General features: G+C 70.0%; 20 protein-coding genes. 7 read left to right on the top strand and 13 right to left on the bottom strand.

Annotation, left to right across the window (positions count from 1 at the left end; all coding sequences use genetic code 11):
• Position 1: 1 nt before the first annotated feature.
• Both AC30CM_RS05315 and AC30CM_RS05310 read right to left on the bottom strand, forming a co-directional pair.
• Positions 2-1,138 carry a glycoside hydrolase 5 family protein gene (locus tag AC30CM_RS05315; RefSeq protein WP_490115873.1) on the bottom strand — a complete coding sequence of 379 codons (1,137 nt, stop codon included), beginning with the start codon at positions 1,136-1,138 and terminating at the stop codon, positions 2-4.
• A 366-nt stretch (positions 1,139-1,504) separates the two neighbouring features.
• Complete coding sequence (locus AC30CM_RS05310; RefSeq protein ID WP_490115785.1) at positions 1,505-1,783, bottom strand: hypothetical protein; 279 nt, start codon at positions 1,781-1,783, stop codon at positions 1,505-1,507.
• 100 nt (positions 1,784-1,883) lie between these two features.
• On the opposite strand from AC30CM_RS05310, the gene AC30CM_RS05305 reads away from it, so the two are divergent.
• A complete protein-coding gene (locus tag AC30CM_RS05305; protein WP_490115784.1) occupies positions 1,884-2,681 on the top strand; it encodes a DUF6498-containing protein in 798 nt (265 codons plus the stop codon).
• Positions 2,682-2,689: 8 nt separating this feature from the next.
• Here the strand turns inward: AC30CM_RS05305 and AC30CM_RS05300 are convergent, their stop codons facing one another.
• The 4 genes from AC30CM_RS05300 to AC30CM_RS05285 all read right to left on the bottom strand — a co-directional run bounded on the left by AC30CM_RS05300 (position 2,690) and on the right by AC30CM_RS05285 (position 6,320).
• Positions 2,690-3,049 carry a VOC family protein gene (locus AC30CM_RS05300; RefSeq protein WP_490115783.1) on the bottom strand — a complete coding sequence of 120 codons (360 nt, stop codon included), beginning with the start codon at positions 3,047-3,049 and terminating at the stop codon, positions 2,690-2,692.
• A gap of 74 nt (positions 3,050-3,123) precedes the next feature.
• Complete coding sequence (locus AC30CM_RS05295; RefSeq protein ID WP_490115872.1) at positions 3,124-4,755, bottom strand: metallophosphoesterase; 1,632 nt, start codon at positions 4,753-4,755, stop codon at positions 3,124-3,126.
• A 152-nt stretch (positions 4,756-4,907) separates the two neighbouring features.
• Positions 4,908-5,123, bottom strand: a complete 216-nt coding sequence (locus tag AC30CM_RS05290) for a DUF3072 domain-containing protein (RefSeq protein WP_490115782.1) — start codon at positions 5,121-5,123, stop codon at positions 4,908-4,910.
• A 51-nt stretch (positions 5,124-5,174) separates the two neighbouring features.
• Positions 5,175-6,320 carry a cellulase family glycosylhydrolase gene (locus tag AC30CM_RS05285; protein WP_490115781.1) on the bottom strand — a complete coding sequence of 382 codons (1,146 nt, stop codon included), beginning with the start codon at positions 6,318-6,320 and terminating at the stop codon, positions 5,175-5,177.
• Positions 6,321-6,539: 219 nt separating this feature from the next.
• On the opposite strand from AC30CM_RS05285, the gene AC30CM_RS05280 reads away from it, so the two are divergent.
• The 5 genes from AC30CM_RS05280 to AC30CM_RS05260 all read left to right on the top strand — a co-directional run bounded on the left by AC30CM_RS05280 (position 6,540) and on the right by AC30CM_RS05260 (position 13,517).
• Complete coding sequence (locus tag AC30CM_RS05280; protein WP_490115780.1) at positions 6,540-8,006, top strand: GGDEF domain-containing protein; 1,467 nt, start codon at positions 6,540-6,542, stop codon at positions 8,004-8,006.
• Between the two features lie 51 nt (positions 8,007-8,057).
• Positions 8,058-10,238 (top strand): MDR family MFS transporter, encoded by a 2,181-nt coding sequence (locus tag AC30CM_RS05275; RefSeq protein WP_490115779.1) that lies wholly within the window; start codon positions 8,058-8,060, stop codon positions 10,236-10,238.
• Positions 10,239-10,417: 179 nt separating this feature from the next.
• The gene (locus AC30CM_RS05270; protein WP_490115871.1) at positions 10,418-12,064 is read left to right on the top strand and encodes a PP2C family protein-serine/threonine phosphatase; all 1,647 of its coding nucleotides are present in this window, start codon (positions 10,418-10,420) and stop codon (positions 12,062-12,064) included.
• Positions 12,061-13,146 (top strand): cobalamin B12-binding domain-containing protein, encoded by a 1,086-nt coding sequence (locus tag AC30CM_RS05265; RefSeq protein ID WP_490115778.1) that lies wholly within the window; start codon positions 12,061-12,063, stop codon positions 13,144-13,146. The genes AC30CM_RS05270 and AC30CM_RS05265 overlap by 4 nt, the downstream gene beginning before the upstream one ends.
• An 8-nt stretch (positions 13,147-13,154) precedes the next feature.
• Positions 13,155-13,517, top strand: coding sequence for an STAS domain-containing protein (locus AC30CM_RS05260; protein ID WP_490115777.1), 363 nt, complete (start codon positions 13,155-13,157; stop codon positions 13,515-13,517).
• A gap of 4 nt (positions 13,518-13,521) precedes the next feature.
• On the opposite strand, the gene AC30CM_RS05255 is transcribed toward AC30CM_RS05260, so the two are convergent.
• Positions 13,522-13,821, bottom strand: a complete 300-nt coding sequence (locus AC30CM_RS05255) for a DUF732 domain-containing protein (RefSeq protein WP_490115776.1) — start codon at positions 13,819-13,821, stop codon at positions 13,522-13,524.
• Between the two features lie 70 nt (positions 13,822-13,891).
• A complete protein-coding gene (locus AC30CM_RS05250) occupies positions 13,892-14,464 on the bottom strand; it encodes a COG4315 family predicted lipoprotein (protein ID WP_490115775.1) in 573 nt (190 codons plus the stop codon).
• Between the two features lie 100 nt (positions 14,465-14,564).
• On the opposite strand from AC30CM_RS05250, the gene AC30CM_RS05245 reads away from it, so the two are divergent.
• Positions 14,565-15,455 (top strand): DUF732 domain-containing protein, encoded by an 891-nt coding sequence (locus AC30CM_RS05245; RefSeq protein WP_490115774.1) that lies wholly within the window; start codon positions 14,565-14,567, stop codon positions 15,453-15,455.
• On the opposite strand, the gene AC30CM_RS05240 is transcribed toward AC30CM_RS05245, so the two are convergent.
• From AC30CM_RS05240 to AC30CM_RS05220, 5 genes are read right to left on the bottom strand one after another with little or no spacing between them, the layout of a single operon-like run.
• Positions 15,397-16,533 (bottom strand): ABC transporter ATP-binding protein, encoded by a 1,137-nt coding sequence (locus tag AC30CM_RS05240; RefSeq protein WP_490115773.1) that lies wholly within the window; start codon positions 16,531-16,533, stop codon positions 15,397-15,399. The genes AC30CM_RS05245 and AC30CM_RS05240 overlap by 59 nt on opposite strands.
• A 4-nt stretch (positions 16,534-16,537) precedes the next feature.
• Positions 16,538-17,467, bottom strand: a complete 930-nt coding sequence (locus tag AC30CM_RS05235) for a carbohydrate ABC transporter permease (RefSeq protein ID WP_490115772.1) — start codon at positions 17,465-17,467, stop codon at positions 16,538-16,540.
• Entirely contained in the window at positions 17,464-18,339 is an 876-nt protein-coding gene (locus AC30CM_RS05230; protein WP_490115771.1) for a carbohydrate ABC transporter permease, read from the bottom strand. Before AC30CM_RS05230 ends, AC30CM_RS05235 begins: the two co-directional genes overlap by 4 nt.
• Before the next feature lie 8 nt (positions 18,340-18,347).
• Positions 18,348-19,628 (bottom strand): ABC transporter substrate-binding protein, encoded by a 1,281-nt coding sequence (locus AC30CM_RS05225; RefSeq protein ID WP_490115770.1) that lies wholly within the window; start codon positions 19,626-19,628, stop codon positions 18,348-18,350.
• Positions 19,629-19,643: 15 nt separating this feature from the next.
• Positions 19,644-20,981: an alpha-glucosidase/alpha-galactosidase gene (locus AC30CM_RS05220; protein ID WP_490115769.1), complete on the bottom strand. Its 1,338-nt coding sequence runs from the start codon at positions 20,979-20,981 to the stop codon at positions 19,644-19,646.
• Positions 20,982-21,057: the final 76 nt, after the last annotated feature.

Below are 21,057 nucleotides of genomic sequence, written 5' to 3'. Positions count from 1 at the left end.
GTCACTTCGGCACCGGCGGCCCGGTGAGGCGACGGATCGTCTGCGCCTCGTCGACCCGGTAGGGCTGCCCGTCGGGGAGGAGCAGGTCGTGGAACCACTCCTGGGGCGGGTCGAGGTAGGGCCGCTCCCAGGAGTCCCACGGCAGGTACGTTTGCGTCTTGCCGGCCACGAAGCCCCAGCTGAACGCTCCCACGTTGCGCCGCTTCGCCACTGGCAGGATGCCGGCCACGGTGCTGTCCAGGGTGCGTGCCAGGTATTCGGTGCACATCATGGGCCTGCGTTGCGGGGCCAGCTCGGCGAGCCGGCTCTCGAACTCGGCGGGGTTGGCGTAACTGTGGAACGTCACCACGTCGGAGTTGTCGAGTTGGATGCGCACCATCTCGCTGCGGGTCGCCGGATCTCCCCACGGCCCGTCCCACACCCCGCTGGTGAGGGGCTGGATGGCGTTGATCGAGCGGGCCCACCGGAACACCTGGGGCAGCAGCGTGGCCACCAGGTCGATCTTGTCGGAGCGTTCGACGGCGCGGTACTGAGGCGCCGGGTTGTCCGGTTCGTTCCACAGGTCCCAGCCCAACACCCGTTCGTCGTACCGGAATTGGGTCATCACCGCGGTGACGTAGTCCTGCATGACCTGCCGGTAGTAACGATCGTCGAGGCGCTCGGCACCGGGACTCTGCACCCACCGCGAGTTGTGGATCCCGGCGCGTGGCGCGGCCTGGCGCCCCAGCTTGGGGTGCGGGTCCCAGCACGAGTCGAAGAAGACGAACAACGGCTTGATGCGATGCCGCGCGGCGATGGCGACGAACTGGGCCAGCCGCCGGTGGAAGCCCGCCCGGTCCTGCAGCCACAGCTGGTCGTGGAGGAATACGCGCACCGCGTTGAGCCCGACGCGGCGCGCCATGCGCAGCTCGGTGTCGATGCGCTTGGGGTCGTAGGTGTCCGGCTGGAACATCTCGAACTGGTTGACGGCGTTGGAGGGGATGAAGTTCGCCCCGACCACCCAGCCGTGTTCGCGATACCAGCGGGCGGCGCGATCCTCCGACCACCGAGTGGACTTCGCCGATGCCACCGGCATGGTCGACAGGCCCGCGGCCGCGGTGAGGAGCACCGGTAGCTTCAAAGCGGTGCGGCGGTGCAGGCCGGTCTTGATCTCGGAGGCGGTGGTCTGCGTGGGGATGCGTGGCAAGTGTCGATCCTCTGCGGCTCGGCTGCTGAATGCACACCGCGGACCATCGCCGACGTCGCCCCACATCGGCGCGCGACGATGACACGTCCCTGCGCAGAACCGACCCACGACGTCTACTGCGGCGCGTCGTCGTCCTGAGACGCGCCCCTGCCCTACGGCGCGTCCGAGTGTAGCCACTGCGTTCGGTGACCACTAGTCGCGCAGGTCACGCCGCGCGTCGCCCGGCGACTCCGTGCCGGTTGCCGAGTACGCCTGTGCCACCGAAACTTTCGGACACGTCAAGCCGCCTCCGCGGGAGACGGATGGCCGGCTGAAACCTCAGTACAGCGGCAGGAAGGAACCGTTGATCCACATGCCCCAGCGATAGCCGAGCTGCTCCCAGACGACCGGCGTGTTCGGAGCCCACCGGGGCTGCGGCGGCTTCTTCGGCGCGTTGGGGGGCGGCGGGTCACCGGCCGGGTAGCCCGGGGGCCACGGCGGCGGCGCGGGCTCGGCGTGCGCCGCGGCGGCGCTCAGCACGCCCGTGGCCAACCCGCCCGCGATGGCGAAGGTGGCAACGGCAGATCTCCACAACCTCTGCGGTCGACGGTTCCTCATGCGCTCGCACTCCTCTGCATGGCCGATCAGATAAGACGATCTAACCACTTCGGCGCACGGCGCGTGCCGGTGGTGCCACAATGCCCGCAGAGGTGGTGCGATGACCGACGACGCGACCAAGGGCGGAGACCGCCCGACGGCCTCTCGGCCGTGGCACGTGACGGCCGCACTCGGCGTCGTCGCCGTTCCCCTGGTCGGCTGGTTCGTCGGCGACTGGTCGGGCGCCACCACCCTGGTCGTCTACTGGTTCGAGACCGTCGCGGGGTGCCTGCTGGTCGCCGGGCGCGCGATGCTGCACCGCCGGTGGAATCCCCGTCGCGGCCACTTCGACTACCGCGCGCGAGAGGATCGCTCCCGGCGAACTACGTTCGTCTCGGGCTTCTTGCTCGTCGCCCTGAGCTTCTCTGCCGCCCACGCCGTCTTCCTCGGCGCGGTGCTGGTGCTACTGCGGCAGAACCGCGTTGCCGATCTCGCCACCGTCGACTGGCGCGGCGTTGGCGCGGGATGCGCCGCCGTGCTGGCGTTTCTGGTCGTGGACTTCCTCCTCGACCTGACGAGCCTGCGCCGGTGGACGTTCGGTGCGGTCGAGGAGATGGCCACGCGTGGCGTGGGGCGGGTGATCGTCGTGCACGTGACGATCCTCGTCGGCTTCGTCGGCATCGCGCTGACCGAGGCATCGGCAGCGTTCTTCGGAACCTTCGTCGTCCTGCGCTCGCTGTTCGCGCTGGGAACCGTCGTCCCGCAATACGACCCGGCCACGCCTCCAAGATGGTTGAGCACGTTGCTCGATCGTGTGCCCGGCGCTCGTCCGGGACAGCGTTTCGAGGACTTCTGGGCCAGGGACCGCGCCGCAGAACTCGCGCGCCGCGAGCGCAACGAGCAGCCCTGGCCCAGCTGAGCCGCCGACTATTCGCTCGGGCCCTCGAACAACTGCAGGTCGTTGCCCTCGGTGTCCTTGAACGTGGCGATCTTGCCCCACGGGTGCTGGGCCACGTCCCCGGCGAACTCCACCCCGGCGTCGGTCAGCCGCACCACCTCGTCGAACAGATCCCCGTCGGGGTGGAAGGTCAGCACCGCGCCACCGGTGCTGCCGCCGCGGTGGGTGCCCTCCCGAGCGTTGAGCCCGATGGTGACCCCGCCGGCGTTCAATTCGGTCCAGTCCTCGCCCTCGTTCTTGACGGGGATCCCCAATACCTCGCCGTAGAACTTCACCGCGCGGGCCATGTCGTCGACCGGCACCCATACCGTTGCCACACCACTTGCCATGTCGTCCTCCAGCCTGTCGAATCGGTCGCCGGCAGGACTACCCGCGTGGCGCGCGGCTACACCAGGTCCGCGAGTCACGCCCCCACCTGGCGACGGTAGGTGAGCTTGTCGATCTCGGTGCCGTACTCGTCGACGGCGACCACGTCCATCTCGCTCATCAGCCGGCCGGGGCGGACGTCGACGCGGAGGAACGCATAGTCGCGGAACCGTACGCGCGACCAGGCCACGCCCTCGGGTTGCTTGTCTCCGTGGGCGTCCCAGACGTAACTGTTCGGGACGTAGGTGTCCTCGATCTGGTGGCCGCGGTAGCTCTGCAGCTCACCCGGCTGGAAGCCGTACCGCGGCCGGCCACCCGAGCCCACCGTGTAGTAGACGGTGCCGTCGGTCTCGGGGTACACCACGTCGTTGTCGGCGGCGATTCGCGTCGGACTGCCGCCGCGCACCGGGTCGGTGCGCTCGAACACGTGATTGTGGCCTTGCAGTACCAGGTCCACGCGATGGCGGTCGAACAGGTCGGCCCACGCCGCGCGCACGCCCCCGTCGCTGGCGTGTGCGTCCGTGGTCGAGTACGCACAGTGGTGGAAGAAGCAGACGATGAAGTCCACGTTCGGATCCGCCCGGTGGGCCGCCAGCGTGCGCTGCACCCAATCGTTCTGCGCACCCGCGGAATACCCGGTGTTGGCGGTGATCTCGTAGCTGACGTCGTTGGCGTCCAGCGACAGCACCGCGACGTTGCCGTAGGTGAACGAGTACACCGAAGGGCAGTTCTTCGGCCCATTTCCGGGAAAGTCCAGGCGCGCAAGGTGGCCACCGTAGCCGTGCACCGGGTACGCGGCCTCCATGTCGTGGTTCCCGGTGGCGAACATCCAGGGTGTGCCTGCCGCGCTACGTTCGATCGCATTGAAATACACGTCCCACACGTAGGGGTTGAAGCGGTCGAAACCCCTGGGCGCCTGGGACCTTCCCGGCACGAACGTCCCCGGCTTGCCCGCCCCCGAGGTGTCCGCGTAGGCGATGTCACCGGCCAGGACGTGGAAGTCCGGCCGCGAGGCGACGATCTGGTTCAGCACGTTGGACGCGTGTCGCACGCCGGGGTCGTCGCCGGGCTCGTAGTACGCGTCGTCGTAGTCACCGGGTCTCAAACCCGGCGGCTGAGAAGGTGTTTCGTCGGTGCCCTGATCGCCGAGCATCGTGAACCGGAACGGCCTCAGGTCCGCGCGCGTGCTGGGCATGGCCGTGGCCGCCGAGGTCACCTCCGTGGTGTAGCCGTCGGCGGTGCGCCACCGATAGAAGTGCGGAGTACGGCCGGCCAACCCGTCGACGGGGGCGTGCACGTAGAACTGTTCGGCCCCCAGCACGCCCCCGCCGGTGTCGGGGAGCTGCGTGACCAGGTTGCGCACCTCGGCCTCCACGGTGGCGCCCAGCGCCGGCGTGGGCCCGTGGTCCAGGAACACCTTGGCCGCGCCGGGATTCCGGGACAGCTGCGCCGACATCCGGAGCTGACGTGCTGCGTCCGGCCCGAACCCGACGCGCCGGTTGGCGACCTCCAGCGGCGCGTCGGCGGCGTACGCGCGACGACCGAACGGGGACGTGCCGACGCCGGCGATGGCGGCCAGCGCTGCCGAGGCGGTGAGGAACGTCCGCCGCGACACCCGGTGGCGCCGCACGTACTGCCGGTGCCAGTCGTACCGTTCGGCCATCGTCATGTACCCGGCCAACTGGGCGGGAATGCCGGTGCCGGGAACGTCGTCGGGTGCGGTCCTACGTCGAGTGCCCACGACGACGATGGTGCTCCACGACCGTCGGCGGCGCCGGGTGGCACGCCCAACTGCCGCCGACCACCCGGTGAACCCTTGGCTCAGCCCCGCCCGGTGGTGTCCTGCAGCTCGTCGATCAGGGTGGATGCCTCGGCCTTCGTCAGCTCGTCGGGCACCTCCCTACCGGCCTCCTGCGCCAGCGTGTGCAGATAGCTGCGCTGGGGACCCGTCATCGGTTCGTCCCCGGTCACCCAATCCGATGGGTCCTTCTCGGGATTCTCGTTCGGCGCCTGGTCGACGTCGTCGCGGTCAGTCATCGCGATCACCTCCACCGACACCCATACCCGGGCGAACAGACGTTCGAAACCTCAGGCTGCGCCGCCGCTTCCGGTGAGCGTCTGGATGGTCTGGATCTCGGCCGGTCGATAGGCCCTGCCGTCCGGACGCAGCAGGTCGTGGAACCACGGGTCCGGCGCCCCCTTGTACGGGTGATCCCAGGAATCCCAGGGCAGGTAGGTCTGCGTGCGGCCGGCGACGAAGCCCCAGTTGTAGACCCCGACGCCGCGCCGTTTGGCGATCGGCAGGATCCCCTCGATCGTGCTGCCCTGCCCGCGCGCCAGGTACTCGGTGCAGATGATGGGGCGGCCGAGCGGGGCCAGCTCGTCGATCCGCTCCTCGAAGTCGTCGGGCTTGGCGTAGCTGTGGAAGGTGATCACGTCGGAGTTGTCGAGCTGCGTGGCCGCGATGGCACTGCGATCGGCGGGGTTCTTCCAGGACCCCTGCCAGACACCGCTCGTCAGCGGTTGCGCCGGGTTCACCGCTCGGGCCCACTCGAACACCTGCGGCAACAGTTTGCCCACCACCGTCAGCTTGTCCGCACGCTCGGTGCTGCGGTACTGCTTGGCCGGGTTGTCCGGCTCGTTCCACAGATCCCAGCCCAAGACCCTGGGGTCGGTGCGGAACGCGCCGATGACGCCGGTGACGTAGTCGCGCAGCACCGGCAGGTAGTTCGGATCGTCGACGTGGTCGGCGCCGGGACTCTGCACCCAGCCCGAGTTGTGCACGCCTGGCGTGGGCGCGCGCTGCGGTCCCAGCTTCGGGTGGGGGTCCCAGCACGAATCGAAGAACACGAACATCGGCTTGATCCCGCGGCTGGCCGCGATGCCGACGAACTGCGCCAGTCGCCGCAGGAAGCCCGCCCGATCCTGCGCCCACAGCTGGTCGTGCAGGAACACCCGCATGGTGTTGAACCCGACCTGGCGCGCCAGCTGGAGTTCACCGTCGATGCGCCGGGGGTCGTAGGTGCCCGCCTGGAACATCTCGATCTGGTTGCTCGCGGTCGCGGGCACGTAGTTCGCACCGACCAACCAGCCCTGCGCCCGATACCACGCGTTGGCCTGGTCGGCGGTCCAGCGCGCGGGTGCCGCCGGGGCCGCCGGAGCCGTCGGGGCAGGGGCCAGCGCCGCCCCTGCGGCCAGGAGCAGAGGCAGTTGGAGGGCGGTTCGGCGACGCACCTTCCGAACGTAGGTAGGCCACGGGGTGCGCCGCCTCGTGGCAGGCGCGTCGTGACCGATCGGGAGCCCAATCGTTATCGGGTCACCGCCCGGACGCGGCGCCGGGCACGGCGCCAAAGCCGCTGTCGCCCACATCGATTGATCCGATCATCGAGCACCGCCCCGACCGCGTAAGATCTCGACCCGGGGAGACGCATCACGACGTATGAGGTGGGGGGCTTGACCGAGGGAACGCTTCGGGGCCGGACCCGGCCCGCGGAGGGGTATCCGCCGCCGCCTGCGGCGGGCGGAACGGCGCCGGACACGGAGCCGTTCGACGACCTTCCGATCCTGCGCAGCCTGCTGCGGATCTCCCATGCGGTGTCCTGTGCCAACTACTTCGACGAGGCACTCGAGGTCATCGCCGACGAGGCCTGCATCAGCCTGCGCGCCGCGTCCCTGTCGATCAGCCGCTGGGAGCGGGGCGAGGACGTCCTGCGAACGTTGATCAACGTCGGCGACCTCGGTCCCGGCGAACAGCGCTGGCCGCTGGACGAGACCTATCCGATCACCGGCGATCGGCACGTCTGCCGGCTGCTGCAGCACGGCCTGCCGTACGCGTCGGCCGTCGACGATCCCGACGCACATCCGGCCTCGGTGTCGCTGCTGCGCAGGCTCGGCAAGGACGCCGAGGTGGCGGTGGCGATCATGCACGGCGACGCCATGTGGGGCGAGCTGTGGGCGACGAGCGTGGGCCCGCGCCGCTTCGGCGCCGACGACGTCCAACTGCTGCAGGCGGTCGCCGCGCAGACCGCCGTCGCCCTGGGCCGCACCGAGCTGTTCAGCACGGCGTGGCGGCACGCCCATCAGGATCCGCTGACCGGCGCCGCGAACCGCCGCGCCATGGAGGCGTACTTCGACGCCATCGCGTGGGCCACCGCCGCTCCGGTGATGCTGATCTGCGACGTCGACGGGTTCAAGCTGATCAACGACAGCGCCGGGCATCCCGCGGGCGACGCCGTGCTGTGCTCGGTCTCCGATGCACTGCACGCCGTCGCGGCGACCGTCGACGGCGCCATGGTCGCCCGCCTCGGCGGCGACGAGTTCTGCGTCGTGCTGCCCCGATCGGCGATGGCGGACGCCGAGCGCTACATCGCCGACGTCGCGGGGTTGCTGCGGTCCGGTCCGCGTCCCGACCTCACGCTGGGCTGGGGGGCGTCACCGTGGTCGGGGTCCGGGACGTGGCGCGACCAACTCGCCGCCGCCGACGCCGCCCTGATGATGGCCAAGCGCACCAGCGCGCCGCTGCTCGGGGTGGCGCCGGTGCGCACCGACGACCGCTACGGCAGGCGGGGACTCGACCACCTGGTACCCGACGTCGTGGCCGCCATCGACGAGCGCGGCCCCGCCGACGCCGGGGCCGCGCTGACGATCCTGGCCGGCGCACTCGCGCGCGTCACCGCCGCCACGCACTGGTCGGTGGACGACCTGCCCACCGACGGATCGCCCACCGACGGCGCACCCCCGCCCACGGCGGAGCACCTCGTTGAGGTCGACGACGACGGGTCCACGCTGGTCGTCCAGGTCCGGACCGGGTCGCGGCGGCACGTCGCGCGCATCCGTACGGCCCGGCCCCCGACGGAGCTGGCCCTCCTGGAGCCGTACGTGCGGGTGCTCGCGCACTACTGCCGGACACGGCTGGAGTAGCCCGCGGCGAATCGGGTATCCCAGACGGGTTGTCCGTTTCCGAGGAGGCCCATGACCACCCCCGTCGCCCAGGCGGAGCGACCGTCGCCCGTCGAGCAGATGTCGCTGCGGCAGCGCAACCTCGTCTTCCTGGCCGTGGTCCTCGGCATGCTGTTGGCTGCGCTGGACCAGACCATCGTCGCGACGGCGCTGCCGACGGTCGTGGCCGACCTCGGTGGGGCCGGCCATCAGGCATGGGTGGTGACCAGCTATCTGCTGGCCTCGACGATCGTCACCGCGATCGTGGGCAAGCTCGGTGACATCTTCGGCCGCAAGCGCGTCTTCCAGGCGGCGATCATCCTGTTCCTGCTCGGATCGGTGCTGTGCGGTCTCGCCCACAGCATGGAGATGCTGGTGGCGGCGCGCGCGCTGCAGGGCCTCGGCGGCGGCGCGATCACGGTGACCGCGGTCGCCGTCATCGGCGAGGTGATCCCGCTGCGGGAACGCGGGCGCTACCAGGGCGCGCTGGGCGCGGTGTTCGGCGTGACGACGGTGGTGGGGCCGCTGCTGGGCGGGTTGTTCACCGATCACGCCAGTTGGCGCTGGGCGTTCTGGATCAACGTGCCGATCGCGGTCGTGGTCGTCGGCATCGCGGCGGTGGCGATCCCCGAACTGGGGCGCACCGCGCGGCCGGTCCTGGACTACGCGGGCATCGTGCTGATCGGTGCCGGGGCCGCCGGTCTGACACTCGCGACCAGCTGGGGCGGTACCACGTACGCGTGGGCCTCGCCGATGATCATCGGCCTGTTCGTGGCATCGGTGGCGGCGCTGGCCGCATTCGTCGCCGTCGAACGTCGCGCCGCCGAACCCATCCTGCCCATCCGGCTGTTCTCCAACCCCGTGTTCGCAGTCTGCTGCGTGCTGTCGTTCGTCGTCGGGTTCGCGATGCTGGGCGCCCTGACCTTCTTGCCGACGTTCATGCAATTCGTCGACGGCGTCTCCGCCACCGAGTCGGGATTGCGGACGCTGCCCATGGTGGCGGGTCTGCTCGCCACCTCGCTCAGCAGCGGTGTCATCGTCGGCCGCACCGGCAGGTACAAGATCTTCCCCATCGCCGGTACCGCGATCATGGCGGTGGGCTTCGTGCTGCTGGCTCAGCTGGAGCCGGGCACGTCGACGCTGCTCCAGTCGCTCTACCTGCTGGTACTGGGCGCAGGCATCGGCCTCAGCATGCAGGTGCTCGTCCTGGTGGTGCAGAACACCGTGGACTTCTCGGACCTGGGGGTGGCCACGTCGGGGGTGACGTTCTTCCGCACCATCGGCAGCTCGTTCGGTGCGGCGATCTTCGGCTCGCTGTTCTCCAACTTCCTCGACGACCGGCTGCCCGCCGCCATGCTGGCCAGCGGCGCTCCGCCGGAGGCGGCGACGTCGCCGCAGGCGCTGCATCGGCTGCCCGCACAGGTTGCGGCACCCATCGTCGGCGCGTACGCCGACGCCCTGAGCCAGGTATTCCTGTTCGCCGCACCGGTCGCCGTCGTGGGCTTCGTCTTGGCCCTGTTCCTCAAGCAGGTGCCCCTCCGCGACACCGCGGCCAGCGGTAGCACCGACATGGGCGAGGCGTTCGGGATGCCCACCACCGAGTCGCCGGAGAAGCTGCTGGAGATCGCGGTCGGCCGGTTGCTGGCCCGGAGCGGAGGCATCGACCTCGATGCGCTGGTGCGGGCCCGCCGGGGCCGGCTCGACGGTGCGAGTCTGTGGACGCTCATCCAGATCTACAACCACGCGCAGCTCGCGGGTGCGGCGAGCATCGACACGGTCGCCGATCAACGGCGCATCCCCCGTCAGATCCTCGAGCCTGCGTTCGCCCGCGTGGTCGCCAACGGCTTCGCCCAGCGCGTCGGCGATCGGTTCGTCCTGACGCCCTCCGGCGCGCTCGAGGTCAGCGCGGCTCGCGACGTGATCGCCGGGTGGATCACCGAATCCCTTTCCAGCTCAGGAGAATTCGACGGTCAGCTGGACCGCCTCCAGGTGCAGGGCGCATTGGAGCGCATCGCCCGTGGCATCCTGATGGACCGCGACCAGGAGGTGGTACGCCCCAAGCTCGGGCCGCCGCCCGCTCCGGTCGAGACCGCACCCACCATGCGCATGCGCGGACCGCTGGCCGGCGGGTTGGCCGAATCGCCCACCCGGCCGTTCCACCACCCGCATCCGGCGAGACGGCCGCCGGCGCCCACCCCGCCCCGCAGGCGCTGAACGGGCGCGGCGTCGCCGGGAGCCTTTGCCGGGGCGCGTGGCCATTCGCGGCAATGGGTAATAGACTGAAGCGATTGGCGTCGCCGTCCGAGGCGATCGCCGGGCTGACCTGTAAAGAGAAGTGCGGGCACGCCTACCAGATGACGGATCGCGTGGACGTTCCGTCCGAGGAGGCAGAGATGCGCGAGGACGCACCCGTCGTCGTCGACGACCGCGTCGGCGCCGCTTGGACCACGGTTCCACACCCCGTGCTCGTCGTCGACCGCAGTGGTGTCATCCGCGCGTCGAGCACGTCGGCCAGATCGATGCTGCCCGATGCCGCTCCGGGGACCACACTGCACGAGTCGGTTCCACCGTGGCTGGCCGGTGCTCACGACCGCTGCGTGGCGCCCGATGCGGAGTTCGCGACGGCCTCCGGGGCCGTCGCCGACCACGACGTCGACGCTCGCCCCACCGCGTTGCCCAGCGGCGACGTGGCGTGGTGGCTCATCGAGGACACCGACGTACTGCTGCGGGACGCACAGGACGCGTTGATCCGCGAGCGCGAGCGTGCCACGTTCCTCGACGAGGCGTCGGCGGTGCTGATGGCGTCGCTCAACGTCGACCGCTGCATGGAGGCCATCGTGCGGATGGCGGCCCGGCATCTGGCGGACGCGGCCATCGTGGTGGCGCCCGGCCGCGGCGGCACGCTCCCCGTGGTGTGCAGCGGACCCGACGGCGACGTCGAGCACGGCACCATCGAGGTGGATCCGTCGACCGTCGCCGGTCTGGCCGAGGCCCTGCGCGGGTTCCCGCCGGTCCCGTCGCGGTGGATCGATCCGGACACGCTGCCGGAGTGGCTGGTGCCGGCGGACGTCGCCGGCACCGTGGGCTCGGTCGCCATCACCCCGCTGCCCGGCCACGGGGTGCCCGCGGGCGCGCTCGTGCTGCTCCGTCGTACGCCGCACATGGCGTTCAGCGAGGGTGAGGAGTTGTTCGCCCGCCTGTTCGCCGCACGCGCCGGCGCCGCGCTGTCGGCCGCCCGCCTCTACGCCGAGCAGGGGTCGATCACGCGCACGCTGATGGCCGAACTGCTCCCCCCGCAGCTGCACCGCGTGCACGGCTTCGAACTCGCCGGCGGCTACCGCGCCTCCGAGGATCACGAACTCATCGGTGGCGACTTCTACGACGTGCACCCCGCCGCGACGCCGGACGACGAGACGCTCATCGTGCTGGGCGACGTGTGCAACAAGGGCCTCGAAGCGGCGGTGCTCACCGGCAAGATCCGCAACACGCTGCAGGCACTGGCGCCCCTGGCCGAGGATCACTCCGGCGTGCTCACCCTGCTGAACAGCGCGCTGCTGTCGTCGCATCACACCCGGTTCACGACGCTGGTGCTGGCATCGGTGATCAGCCGCGACGGCCGCGTCGACCTGCGGCTCACCAGTGCCGGACACATGCCGCCGTTGATCGTGCGCAACGACGGCACCGTCGAGGAGGCCGATACGCGCGGCCAGTTGGTGGGCGTGCTGCCCGAGGTGCGGTCGACGACGTTCGAGACGTCGCTCGCCGCGGGCGAGACGTGCCTGCTGTACACCGACGGCATCACCGAGGCGCGCGGCGGCCCACTCGGCGACGGAATGTTCGGGGAGCCGCGGTTGCAGACCGCGCTGACCGAATGCGCAGGCATGCCGGCCGAGGCCGTCGTGGAACGCGTCATGATGCTGGCCTCGCAGTGGGTGGGCCGACGCGCCCACGACGACATGGCCGTGGTGGCGATCACCGCACCGCGGCGTCGCCTGCTGAGCGCCGTGGACGGTCGGACGCCGGGTAGGTACACCGGGTGACCAACCAGGTCGTGGACACCGAACCGCGGACCGCCGTGGCGCGCGAACGTCTCTGGGAGGCGGTGGTGGAGCGCGACGAGTACGCCGCGGTCGCCGCCGCGTTCGGGGCGCTCGACGCGGGCATGACCTCCGAGGACGTGCTGCTCGAGGTCATCGCGCCGACCCAGCGTCGGGTGGGCACGGAGTGGGCCGCCAACCGCATCACGGTTGCCCAGGAGCATGCGGCGACCGCCATCAACGACCGGGTCATCGCCGCTCTGGCCCATCACCCGGACGGCAGGCCCGCGCCGACGGCCGGCCGCGTGACGGTGGCCTGCGTCGACGGCGAGTGGCACGCCCTGCCCGCCCGCCTGCTCGCCGAGGTGCTGCGCCTGCGGGGCTGGGACGTCGACTTCCTGGGGGCGCAGGTCCCCACCCCGCACCTCATCGCGCACCTGCATCAGCACGGCCCCGACGCCGTCGCGCTGTCGTGTTCCATCCCGACCCACCTGCCCACCGCGCACGCCGCCATCACCGCCTGCCAGGCCGCCGGCGTCGCCGTGTTGGCCGGCGGTGCCGCGTTCGGCGTGGACGGCCGGTACGCCCGACTGCTCGGCGCCGACGGCTGGGCCCCCGATGCCCGCAGCGCCGCCGACTGGCTGGGGCGGGGCTTCACGCGGCCGGACACCGTGGCCACGCACCAACCGATCGACGACCTGCCGCACCTCGCCGACCAGGAGTACACGATGGTCGGCGGGAACGCGGTGCAGTTGGTGCGCGACACCGTGGCGGCGCTGGAGGACCGCTACCCGGCCATGCGGGACTACGACGACCTGCAGCGCCAGCACACCGTCGAGGACGTCGCGCACATCGTCGACTTCCTGGGCACCGCGCTCTACACCGACGACGACGAACTGTTCACCGGCTTCGTCACCTGGACCGCCGAGATCCTCGCCGCCCGCGGCGTTCCGGCCACCTCGCTTCACTCCGCGCTGGACGTACTGGGCGACCTCCTCAGGGACTTCCCACGCACCCAGCGCATCGTGCAGTCCGCACGTACCGCCCTATCCGCCCACGACACCAAGACCGAACAGCGCGCATGAAACTGACTATGACGATGGACACGACGCCCCGCTCGGCGACCCTTCGCGTCGCCGGGGATCTGGATCACCTCAACACCGACGAGTTCGTGCGCACGGCAACGCACGTGCTCTCGGGCGCCCCGCGCCTGCGGGAACTCCGCCTCGACTTCGCCGATTTGTCGTTCTGCGATTCCGCGGGCCTGTCCGGCCTGCTGCAGGTACGCCGGCAGGCGTCGTTGGCGGGGGTGCACCTGCACCTCGACCAGCGACCCGCGCATCTGGATCGGATCCTCGAGATCACCGGGATCCTCGATCACCTCACCGACAACACCGGCGCCCTCGCACACCACGGGGCCGGCCCCAACTCGGCGTCGAGCGAGGACACGGGTTAGGCGGTCAGCAGCCCAGTTCCGTGTTCGCGGTGGCGATGATGTCGGCGGCCGCGGGCACGGTGATGCCGAAGTCACGCTGCAGCGTCGCGACGGTGTCCGACGACGGGATGCCGCGGCCGCTGGCCGCACACACCACCTGGCCGGCGCGCAGCAGTTGGTCGCTGGTCAAAAAGGCGTATCGCGGACCGAGTTCCCGGAGGTAGCCGGCGGTGTCGGCGGCGGCGGGACCGGCCGGTGAGAGGCCGGCAGCTGCTGCTGCCGTCAACGCGACCACGGCCGCCCGCGTAGCGTGTGCAGTCTTCACCGCTTCCTCCCGATTAATGGACGCTTGCGTAAAGATCATCGCACGCCCGGGGAGTGCCGCGCGGTCGGCGTCAGGCCAGCGGTCTGCCGTCGGAGGCGAGCACGTGCCACTGCCCGCCGAAGAGGTCGAGGCCCTGGCCGTTCGCCGACCGGTCGTCGGGATCACCCGCGTAGGTGTAGAGCGGTTGCCCCCTGTAGGTGACCTGCTTGCCGCCGCCGCGGCGCTCGACGGTCTTGCCCGCCGCCGCGTCCAGTCCGTGCCCGCTGACGGGCGAACCCTTGGCCAGCAGCGGCTGCCACGTCAGCGCGCAGGCGTCGTAGCACGTCGGCGTGTTCTGCTGGTCGCGGGAGAACACGTAGAGCGTCCGGCCGGTGCCGTCGACGATGATCTCGCCCACGTCCCCGCGGCTCTTCAGCTCCAGCGAGACGTCGCCGATCGGGGGCACCTCGGTAGCCGTGGGCAACGGGGTGGGCGGTGGCGCGGTGGCCGTCGTGCGCGGCGTGGCCACCGTCGTCTTGGTGCCGCCGACGGTGGGTGCGGTGGATGCGTCGTTGTCGAGCGCGGCACATCCGCCCAGCGTCACGCCTGCCGCGAGCAGTATCGGCAGCAGGCGGGTGATCTGGCCGCCCTCGATCTCCGACATGGTCGATCAGCCTGCCACAGTCACGTGGATCCGCGCAGCGTCGACGACCCCGGTGTGATGATGGAACGGGTCGACGCGCGGGTGGGGTGCCCGCGCACGGATGACGGGGCGAGGGGACATGGCGTGCCGGTACTGCGGGGGTCGCGTCGACAGGAGTGGTGACTGCCTGCGGTGCGCCGCGCACGCCGCCGCGGCCACCGGGTGGCGTCCGGATCCCACCGCGCGCTTCGAGGGTCGCTACTACGTCACCGATCGCCCGACCAACCGGGTGCGCAACGGCCGCCGCCAGTTCGACGACGCGACCGGTGGTGCCATGCTGCCGCGCTACGTCCGGGTGTCCAGCTCGCGCACGGGCATCCGGTCGACGTGGTTCGGCAGCGGCCTGGCCTGCATGGTGCTGGTACTCGCCGCGGGCATCGCGTGGGCGCTGCTGCGTGATCAGCACGGCCCGCCTGCGATCCCGCCGGAGGCGGGTTATCTGGCCGCACTGCGCGATGCCGGCCTGACCGACCAGTTCAGCTCCGACGCCAACGCCGTCGCCCACGGTCACCAGGTGTGCCGCCGACTCGAGGACGGTGAACCACAGCAGGGCGTGCCGGCCGACGAAGTGGCCGTCAAGGCCTTCTGCCCGACGTTCACCGACGGCTTCCGCGTTCTCGAAACCGCCACCGTGTCAGGCGAGTTCGTGGTGGACGACAGTCAGGGCGTCGACGTCATCGCCGCGGACGGCCACTCCTGTCACGGCGAGAACGGCTACTCCGACGTGGGTCCGGCGACGCCGGTCACGGTCAAGAGCGGCACGGGAGAGGTGCTGGCATCCACGACGTTGGGCCCCGGCACCGGCGACGCGGCCCACTGCACGTTCGCGTTCTCCTTCCCCGTCACCGAGGGCCAGGAGCGTTACGTGGTGTCCATCGGACGTCGTGGTGACTTCAGCTACGGCTTCGCACAGCTCCGGCAGGGTGGGGTGCGGGTGCACCTCGGGAGCTGACCAGGGAGCCGGCGCCGACCGGTAGGGCCGCACCGCCGTCGGCGTCGAAGAGGTACGTGTGTTCGGGTGGCAGCGTCAGGCCGACCCGCGTGCCGGCGTCGAGATCCGTTGCGGCGGGCGCCTGCACGATGACGCGGGTGTCGGTGCCGTCGACGACGGTGGTCACCAGGGCGTGGCTGCCGAGCGGTTCGACGAAGTCGACCCGGGCCGGGATCGTCCCGTCGGCCTGCGCGGAGTCCAGACGCAGGTGCTCGGGCCTGCCGCCCACGGTGACCGGGCCGTCGCCGATCTCGAGTGCGTGCACGGCGGCACCGCCGATCGACAGCACGCCGTCGCGCACCACGCCCGGCATCAGGTTCATCGGTGGACTGCCCATGAACGCCGCCACGAACGTGTTGGCGGGCCGGGCGTAGACGTCGTCGACGCTGCCGATCTGCTGTACCTCGCCTTGGGACATCACGCACAGCCGGTCCCCCAGTGTCATTGCCTCGACCTGGTCGTGGGTGACGTAGATCGACGTGACGGGCAGCTCGCGGTGCAACCGCTTGAGGTCGCCGCGCACCTGGTTGCGCAACTTGGCGTCGAGGTTGGACAGCGGCTCGTCGAGCAGGAAGGCCTGCGGTCGCCGCACCAGGGCGCGTCCCATGGCCACGCGCTGCCGTTGCCCGCCGGAGAGTTGCCCGGGCTTGCGGTCCAGCAGTTCGGTGATCTGCAGGAGTTCGGCGGTCGCGCGGACCCGCTGATCGGCTTCGGCCCGCGGGGTGCGGCGCTGCCGAAGGCCGTAGGCCAGGTTGCGGTAGACCGACATGTGCGGGTACAGCGCGTAGTTCTGGAACACCATCGCGATGTCGCGGTCGCCCGGGGAGACACCGTTGACCACGGCGCCACCGATGCGGATCGTTCCCGAGGTCGGCTCGTCGAGTCCGGCGAGCAGACGCAGCGCCGTGCTCTTGCCGCAGCCCGATGGGCCTACCAGGATCAGGAACTCGCCGTCGGCGATGGTGAGGTTCAACCCCTTGAGTGCCGTCACCCCGCCGGGATGGCGCCGCGTCACCTCGTCGAACTCTACTCGTGCCACCGTGTCATCCCTTCAATCCGGTGCTGGCCACCGACTGCACGAAATACTTCTGGGCGCCCAGGAAGACGAGCAGCATCGGCAGCAGGCTCATGACGTTGGCCGCCATCAACAGCGGCCACTTCACGCGGTGGGCGCCCTGGAAGTAGCTCAGCCCCAACGGAACCGTCATCTGGTCCTGGGCGGTGATGACGATGAGCGGCCACAGGAAGTCGTTCCAGGACGTCAGTACCGTGAGTGCGGCCAGCGTCGACAGCGCGGGCAGCGACAGCGGCAGGACGATCTTGAACAGCACGCCCAGCCGCGAGGTGCCGTCGACGCGGGCGGCCTCCTCCAACTCGACGGGGACGGTCAGGAAGAACTGTCGCAGGAAGAAGATGCCGAACGCGGTGGCGAGGTTGGGCAGCATCAGCGCACCGATGTGGTTGATGCCCAGCCCTTCCCACACGTTGTCGCCGAACCACTTCACGATCAGGAAGACCGGGATCATGGTGACTTGGAACGGCACCATGAGCGTGGCCATCAGCGTCACGAACAGCACGCCGCGCCCCAGGAACCGGATGCGGGCGAAGGCGTAGCCGGCGAGGCTGCACACCAGCAGGTTGCTCACCAACACCACCAGGGTCACCATCGCGCTGTTGGCGAAGAAGTGCCCGAACGGTGCGGCCGCCCACGCTTCGGCGTAGTTCTCGAACCGGGGCGTCTCGGGCAACAGCTTGGGCGGGAACCGGTTTGCCTCGCCCTCGGTCTGCAGTGACGTGACGAGCATCCACAGCAGTGGGACCAGCAGGACGAACGACAGCGGGATGAGCACCAGGTGCCAGGGACTGAACGGCAACCGCCGTCGACGGCGCGGCCGTCGTTGCGGCGGTTGGCCGTCGGCGTTCGCCGCCGCGACCGTGGGCCCGTCGTCGAGGTGGGTGGTGAGGTGGGTCATGAGAGGTGCGAGTACTTCCTGCCGAGGCGGAACTGCACCGCCGTGACGATCAGGATGACGACGAACAGGGCGTAGGCCATGGCCGCGGCATAGCCCGCGTCGAAGTGCACGAACGCCCGGTCCCACAGGTAGTAGACGATGACGGTGGTGGCGCGTAGCGGCCCACCCCGGGTGGTCGCGTACACCTCGTCGAACAGCTGCAGCGCGTTGATGGTCAACCACACCACCAGGAACAGGTTCGCCGGGGCCAGCAGCGGCACGGTGATGGTGCGAAACCGGGTGAACGGTCCGGCGCCGTCGATGGCGGCCGCCTCGTGCAGTTCTGGCGGAACGCCCTGCAGCGCAGCAAGGTACACGATCACCGCGAAGCCCGTCCATCCCCAGATGGTGATGGCCACGATGACGTACAGCGCCTGCGACGGTGAGGCCAGGAACGGTTGCGACTCGATGCCCACCGCGTTGAGCGCGGCATTCACCAGGCCGTAGTCCCGATCGGTGAGCCACAGGAAGATGATGCCCTGCGAGATCGTGGACACCGCCATGGTCACGTACGCGGCGGTGCGATAGAACGAGATGAACCGCAGCGGCCGGTTCATGGCCGACGCCACCAGCAGGCCCACCAGCATGGTGCCCGGCACGAACAGTGCGGTGAACACGATGGTGTGCTTGACGGCTTCCAGGAACACCGGGTCGTCGGCCAGCTTGCGGTAGTTCTCCAGGCCCACCCACGGCGTCCGCGGCGTCAGCAGGTCCGAGTGCTGGAACGACAGTTGCAACGACATCAGCACCGGCAGCAATCCGAAGATGCCGATGAGCACCACGGCCGGGCTCGCCAGCGCCCACCCGGCGACGTGCTCGCTGCGACGCAACACGGTCACCCCTACTTGCCGGCCAGGGCGGCGTCGGCCGCCTGCGCAGCGGCGTCGAGCGCAGCGGCGGGCTGCTCCTTGCCGAGCATGACGGCAACGATGGCCTGGCCCAACGCCTCTGACACGTCGGGATACTGCTCGACGGTGGGTCGCACCTTCTCGACGTTGTTCAGGTTCTCGACGAACGTCGCCGACCCGGGCACCTTCTCGTCGAGCGCCTTCAGCACGGCCGGATCCCGACCCACCGACGTGCGCGTCGGCAGGTCACCGGTCCCCAGCGAGAACGCCTTGACCTGTTCGGGCGCGGTGAGCCATTTGACGAAGTCGATTGCGGCGCGCTTCTTCTGGTCACCGTTGTCGAAGACCACCCAGTTGTCGGGTCCGGAGATGGTCTGATGACCGCCCGAGGAACCGGCGTAGGTCGGCATCACCTGCACGCCGTAGTCGATGTCGGACAGCTGGCTCAGGTCCCACGGGCCGGTGACGAGCATCGCCACCTTGCCGCTGTTCATCAGCTTGGGCCCGTTCTCGTTGGTGGTGTCCAGGTACAGCGACTTGTCGGTGACGGCCATCTGCTGCAGCGTCTCCAGCGCCCGCACGCCGGCCTCGGAGTTGAACGCCGCCTTGGTGTCGTCGGACGTGAGCAGGTCACCTCCGGCCTCCCATAGCATCGGCACGTAGTGCCACACGGTGTCCTCGCTGCCGTCGGCGGGGATCAGCCAGCCGTACTGCCCCTTGGCAGGATTGGTCAGCTTGGCGGCCGCGGCGCGGAAGTCGTCCCACGTCCACTCGGGCGTCGGCGGCGCGACGCCGGCCTCGGCGAACAGCGTGCGGTTGTAGACGATGGCCAGGTTGTCGACGAGCGCGGGTACCCCCACCACCTTGTCGCCCACCGTGGCGGCATCGCGCTCGGCCTGATAGAAGTCGTCCCAGTTCCAGTCCTGGCCCGACACCTCACCCGCCATGTCCACGACCTGGGGGATCTGCGCGATGTTGGGCGACCACGAGCCGAACATGTAAGCGACGTCGGGCGCGCTGCCGCCCCGCACCGCCGTCAGCACCTTCTGCAGCACCAGGTCGTTGCTGGAGTACAGCTCGCTGATCTTGACGTCCGGATGCTCCGAGTTGTACTGCGCCACCAGGCTCTTGAACACCTCGCCCTCGGTGTCCTGGTAGCCGTGCCACACCGCGATCTCGACGGGACCCGACGACGACGATCCGCCGCCCCCGCAGGCCGACAGGACGAACGCCGCGATCGCCAACAACGCGATCCAGGCCCGTGATCGTTTCATGGTGATACCCCTTCGTTAGGACGGCTGGAGCTTGGTGCGCAGTGCCTCTGGCAGCAGGTCGCCGTGCGCGACGGTCAGTTGGTCGCACAGTTCCCAGATCTCGTCGACGGTGAGCGTCGCCGCGGTGTTGGGGTCGACCATCGCCGCGGCGCGCACCAGCCGGGGGTCGCCGTCGACGGCGGCCCGCACGGCGAGGTCGACCGGACCCAGGAAGTTGCGGTTGAGCGCAGCGCACTGCGCAGGCAGGTCGCCGACCCGTACCGGATGTGCGCCAAGGGAATCGAGCACCGTCGGCACCTCCACGGCGAGTCCGTCGGGGAGGTTGGTGATGAGTCCGGTGTTCACCACGTTGGCGGCGATGACGCGCACGGTGCCGGTGACCAGCGAGTGGATCACCTGCGGGGCGTACTCGCAGGAGTCGGTGTCGATGGGCAGCGCCTGGCCCGCGGCCAGCTGATCGCGCACGGCGCGGTACTCGGCCAGGTTGTCCTCGCTGATCGACACGTATTCGCCGATGTTCAGCCGCAAGCGGTCGACCTCGGACGCGGCCCGCAGGTACCACGGCACGTACTCGCTGGAGTGTTCGCTGGTCTCCGTCGGGTAGAAGCCCAGTCGGCGGTACATGTCCACCCGCACGCGGCGGCGCAGCTCGGGGTCTGCCGAGATGCGTTCGTCGAGAAGCGGATAGAGATCCTGGCCGGCGCGCTCCCACCGCAGTACCCACGCCTGGTGGTTGACCCCGGCAGACCAGTACGACACGTCCTCGAAGGGGACGTCGACGAGTTCGCACAGGCCGCGCATGGTCCAGTACACCGAATGGCACAGGCCGAGCACCTTGAGGCTGGGCGCCACGCGGTGCAGGTAGGTGACGTTCATCGCCATCGGGTTGGTGTAGTTCAGCAGCCAGGCGTCGGGGCAGATCTCCAGCATGTCGCGGGCGATGCCGTCGAGTACGCCGAAGGTGCGCAGTCCGCGGAACACGCCGCCGATCCCGATGGTGTCGCCGATGGTCTGGTGCAGTCCGAGGCGTTCGGGGATCTCGAAGTCGCGCACCGTCGCGTCGTGCATGCCGACCTGGATCACGTTGATGACGAAGTCGGCGCCGTCGAGGGCCCGCCGCCGGTCCAGGCTCGTCGACACCCGAGGCGTGGCGCCCGCCTCTCGCGCCGTCGCGTGGGCGATGGCCTCGGCGGTGGCGAGGCGCTCGTCGTCGATGTCGTGCAGCACGATCCGCACGTCGCGTAGTTCGTCGAAGGTGAGGATGTCGCCGAGGAGTTCGCGGGTGAACACGGCGCTGCCCGCACCGATGATGACGATCGTGGGCGTGCGGTCGGGGGCGGACGCGTGCGGCATTGGTCGATCATGCGAACGTCGCTCAGCATCCGCATCGAAAACCGACGAAACGCTCAAGAAAACTGAGCGGCGGGAC

This window comes from Mycobacterium sp. DHQP2018-32-09 (assembly GCF_058148405.1).
Note: the sequence above shows the minus strand (reverse complement) of the source record. Positions and strands in the feature narration are given on the sequence as shown.

Bases quoted from the DNA above. Each gene is read 5' to 3' on its own strand.
- AC30CM_RS05310 (WP_490115785.1), bottom strand. From the start codon at position 1,783: ATGAGGAACCGTCGACCGCAGAGGTTGTGGAGATCTGCCGTTGCCACC.
- AC30CM_RS05305 (WP_490115784.1), top strand. From the start codon at position 1,884: ATGACCGACGACGCGACCAAGGGCGGAGACCGCCCGACGGCCTCTCGG.
- AC30CM_RS05300 (WP_490115783.1), bottom strand. From the start codon at position 3,049: ATGGCAAGTGGTGTGGCAACGGTATGGGTGCCGGTCGACGACATGGCC.
- AC30CM_RS05295 (WP_490115872.1), bottom strand. From the start codon at position 4,755: ATGACGATGGCCGAACGGTACGACTGGCACCGGCAGTACGTGCGGCGC.
- AC30CM_RS05290 (WP_490115782.1), bottom strand. From the start codon at position 5,123: ATGACTGACCGCGACGACGTCGACCAGGCGCCGAACGAGAATCCCGAG.
- AC30CM_RS05275 (WP_490115779.1), top strand. From the start codon at position 8,058: ATGACCACCCCCGTCGCCCAGGCGGAGCGACCGTCGCCCGTCGAGCAG.
- AC30CM_RS05270 (WP_490115871.1), top strand. From the start codon at position 10,418: ATGCGCGAGGACGCACCCGTCGTCGTCGACGACCGCGTCGGCGCCGCT.
- AC30CM_RS05260 (WP_490115777.1), top strand. From the start codon at position 13,155: ATGACGATGGACACGACGCCCCGCTCGGCGACCCTTCGCGTCGCCGGG.
- AC30CM_RS05250 (WP_490115775.1), bottom strand. From the start codon at position 14,464: ATGTCGGAGATCGAGGGCGGCCAGATCACCCGCCTGCTGCCGATACTG.
- AC30CM_RS05245 (WP_490115774.1), top strand. From the start codon at position 14,565: ATGACGGGGCGAGGGGACATGGCGTGCCGGTACTGCGGGGGTCGCGTC.
- AC30CM_RS05235 (WP_490115772.1), bottom strand. From the start codon at position 17,467: ATGACCCACCTCACCACCCACCTCGACGACGGGCCCACGGTCGCGGCG.
- AC30CM_RS05225 (WP_490115770.1), bottom strand. From the start codon at position 19,628: ATGAAACGATCACGGGCCTGGATCGCGTTGTTGGCGATCGCGGCGTTC.
- AC30CM_RS05220 (WP_490115769.1), bottom strand. From the start codon at position 20,981: ATGCCGCACGCGTCCGCCCCCGACCGCACGCCCACGATCGTCATCATC.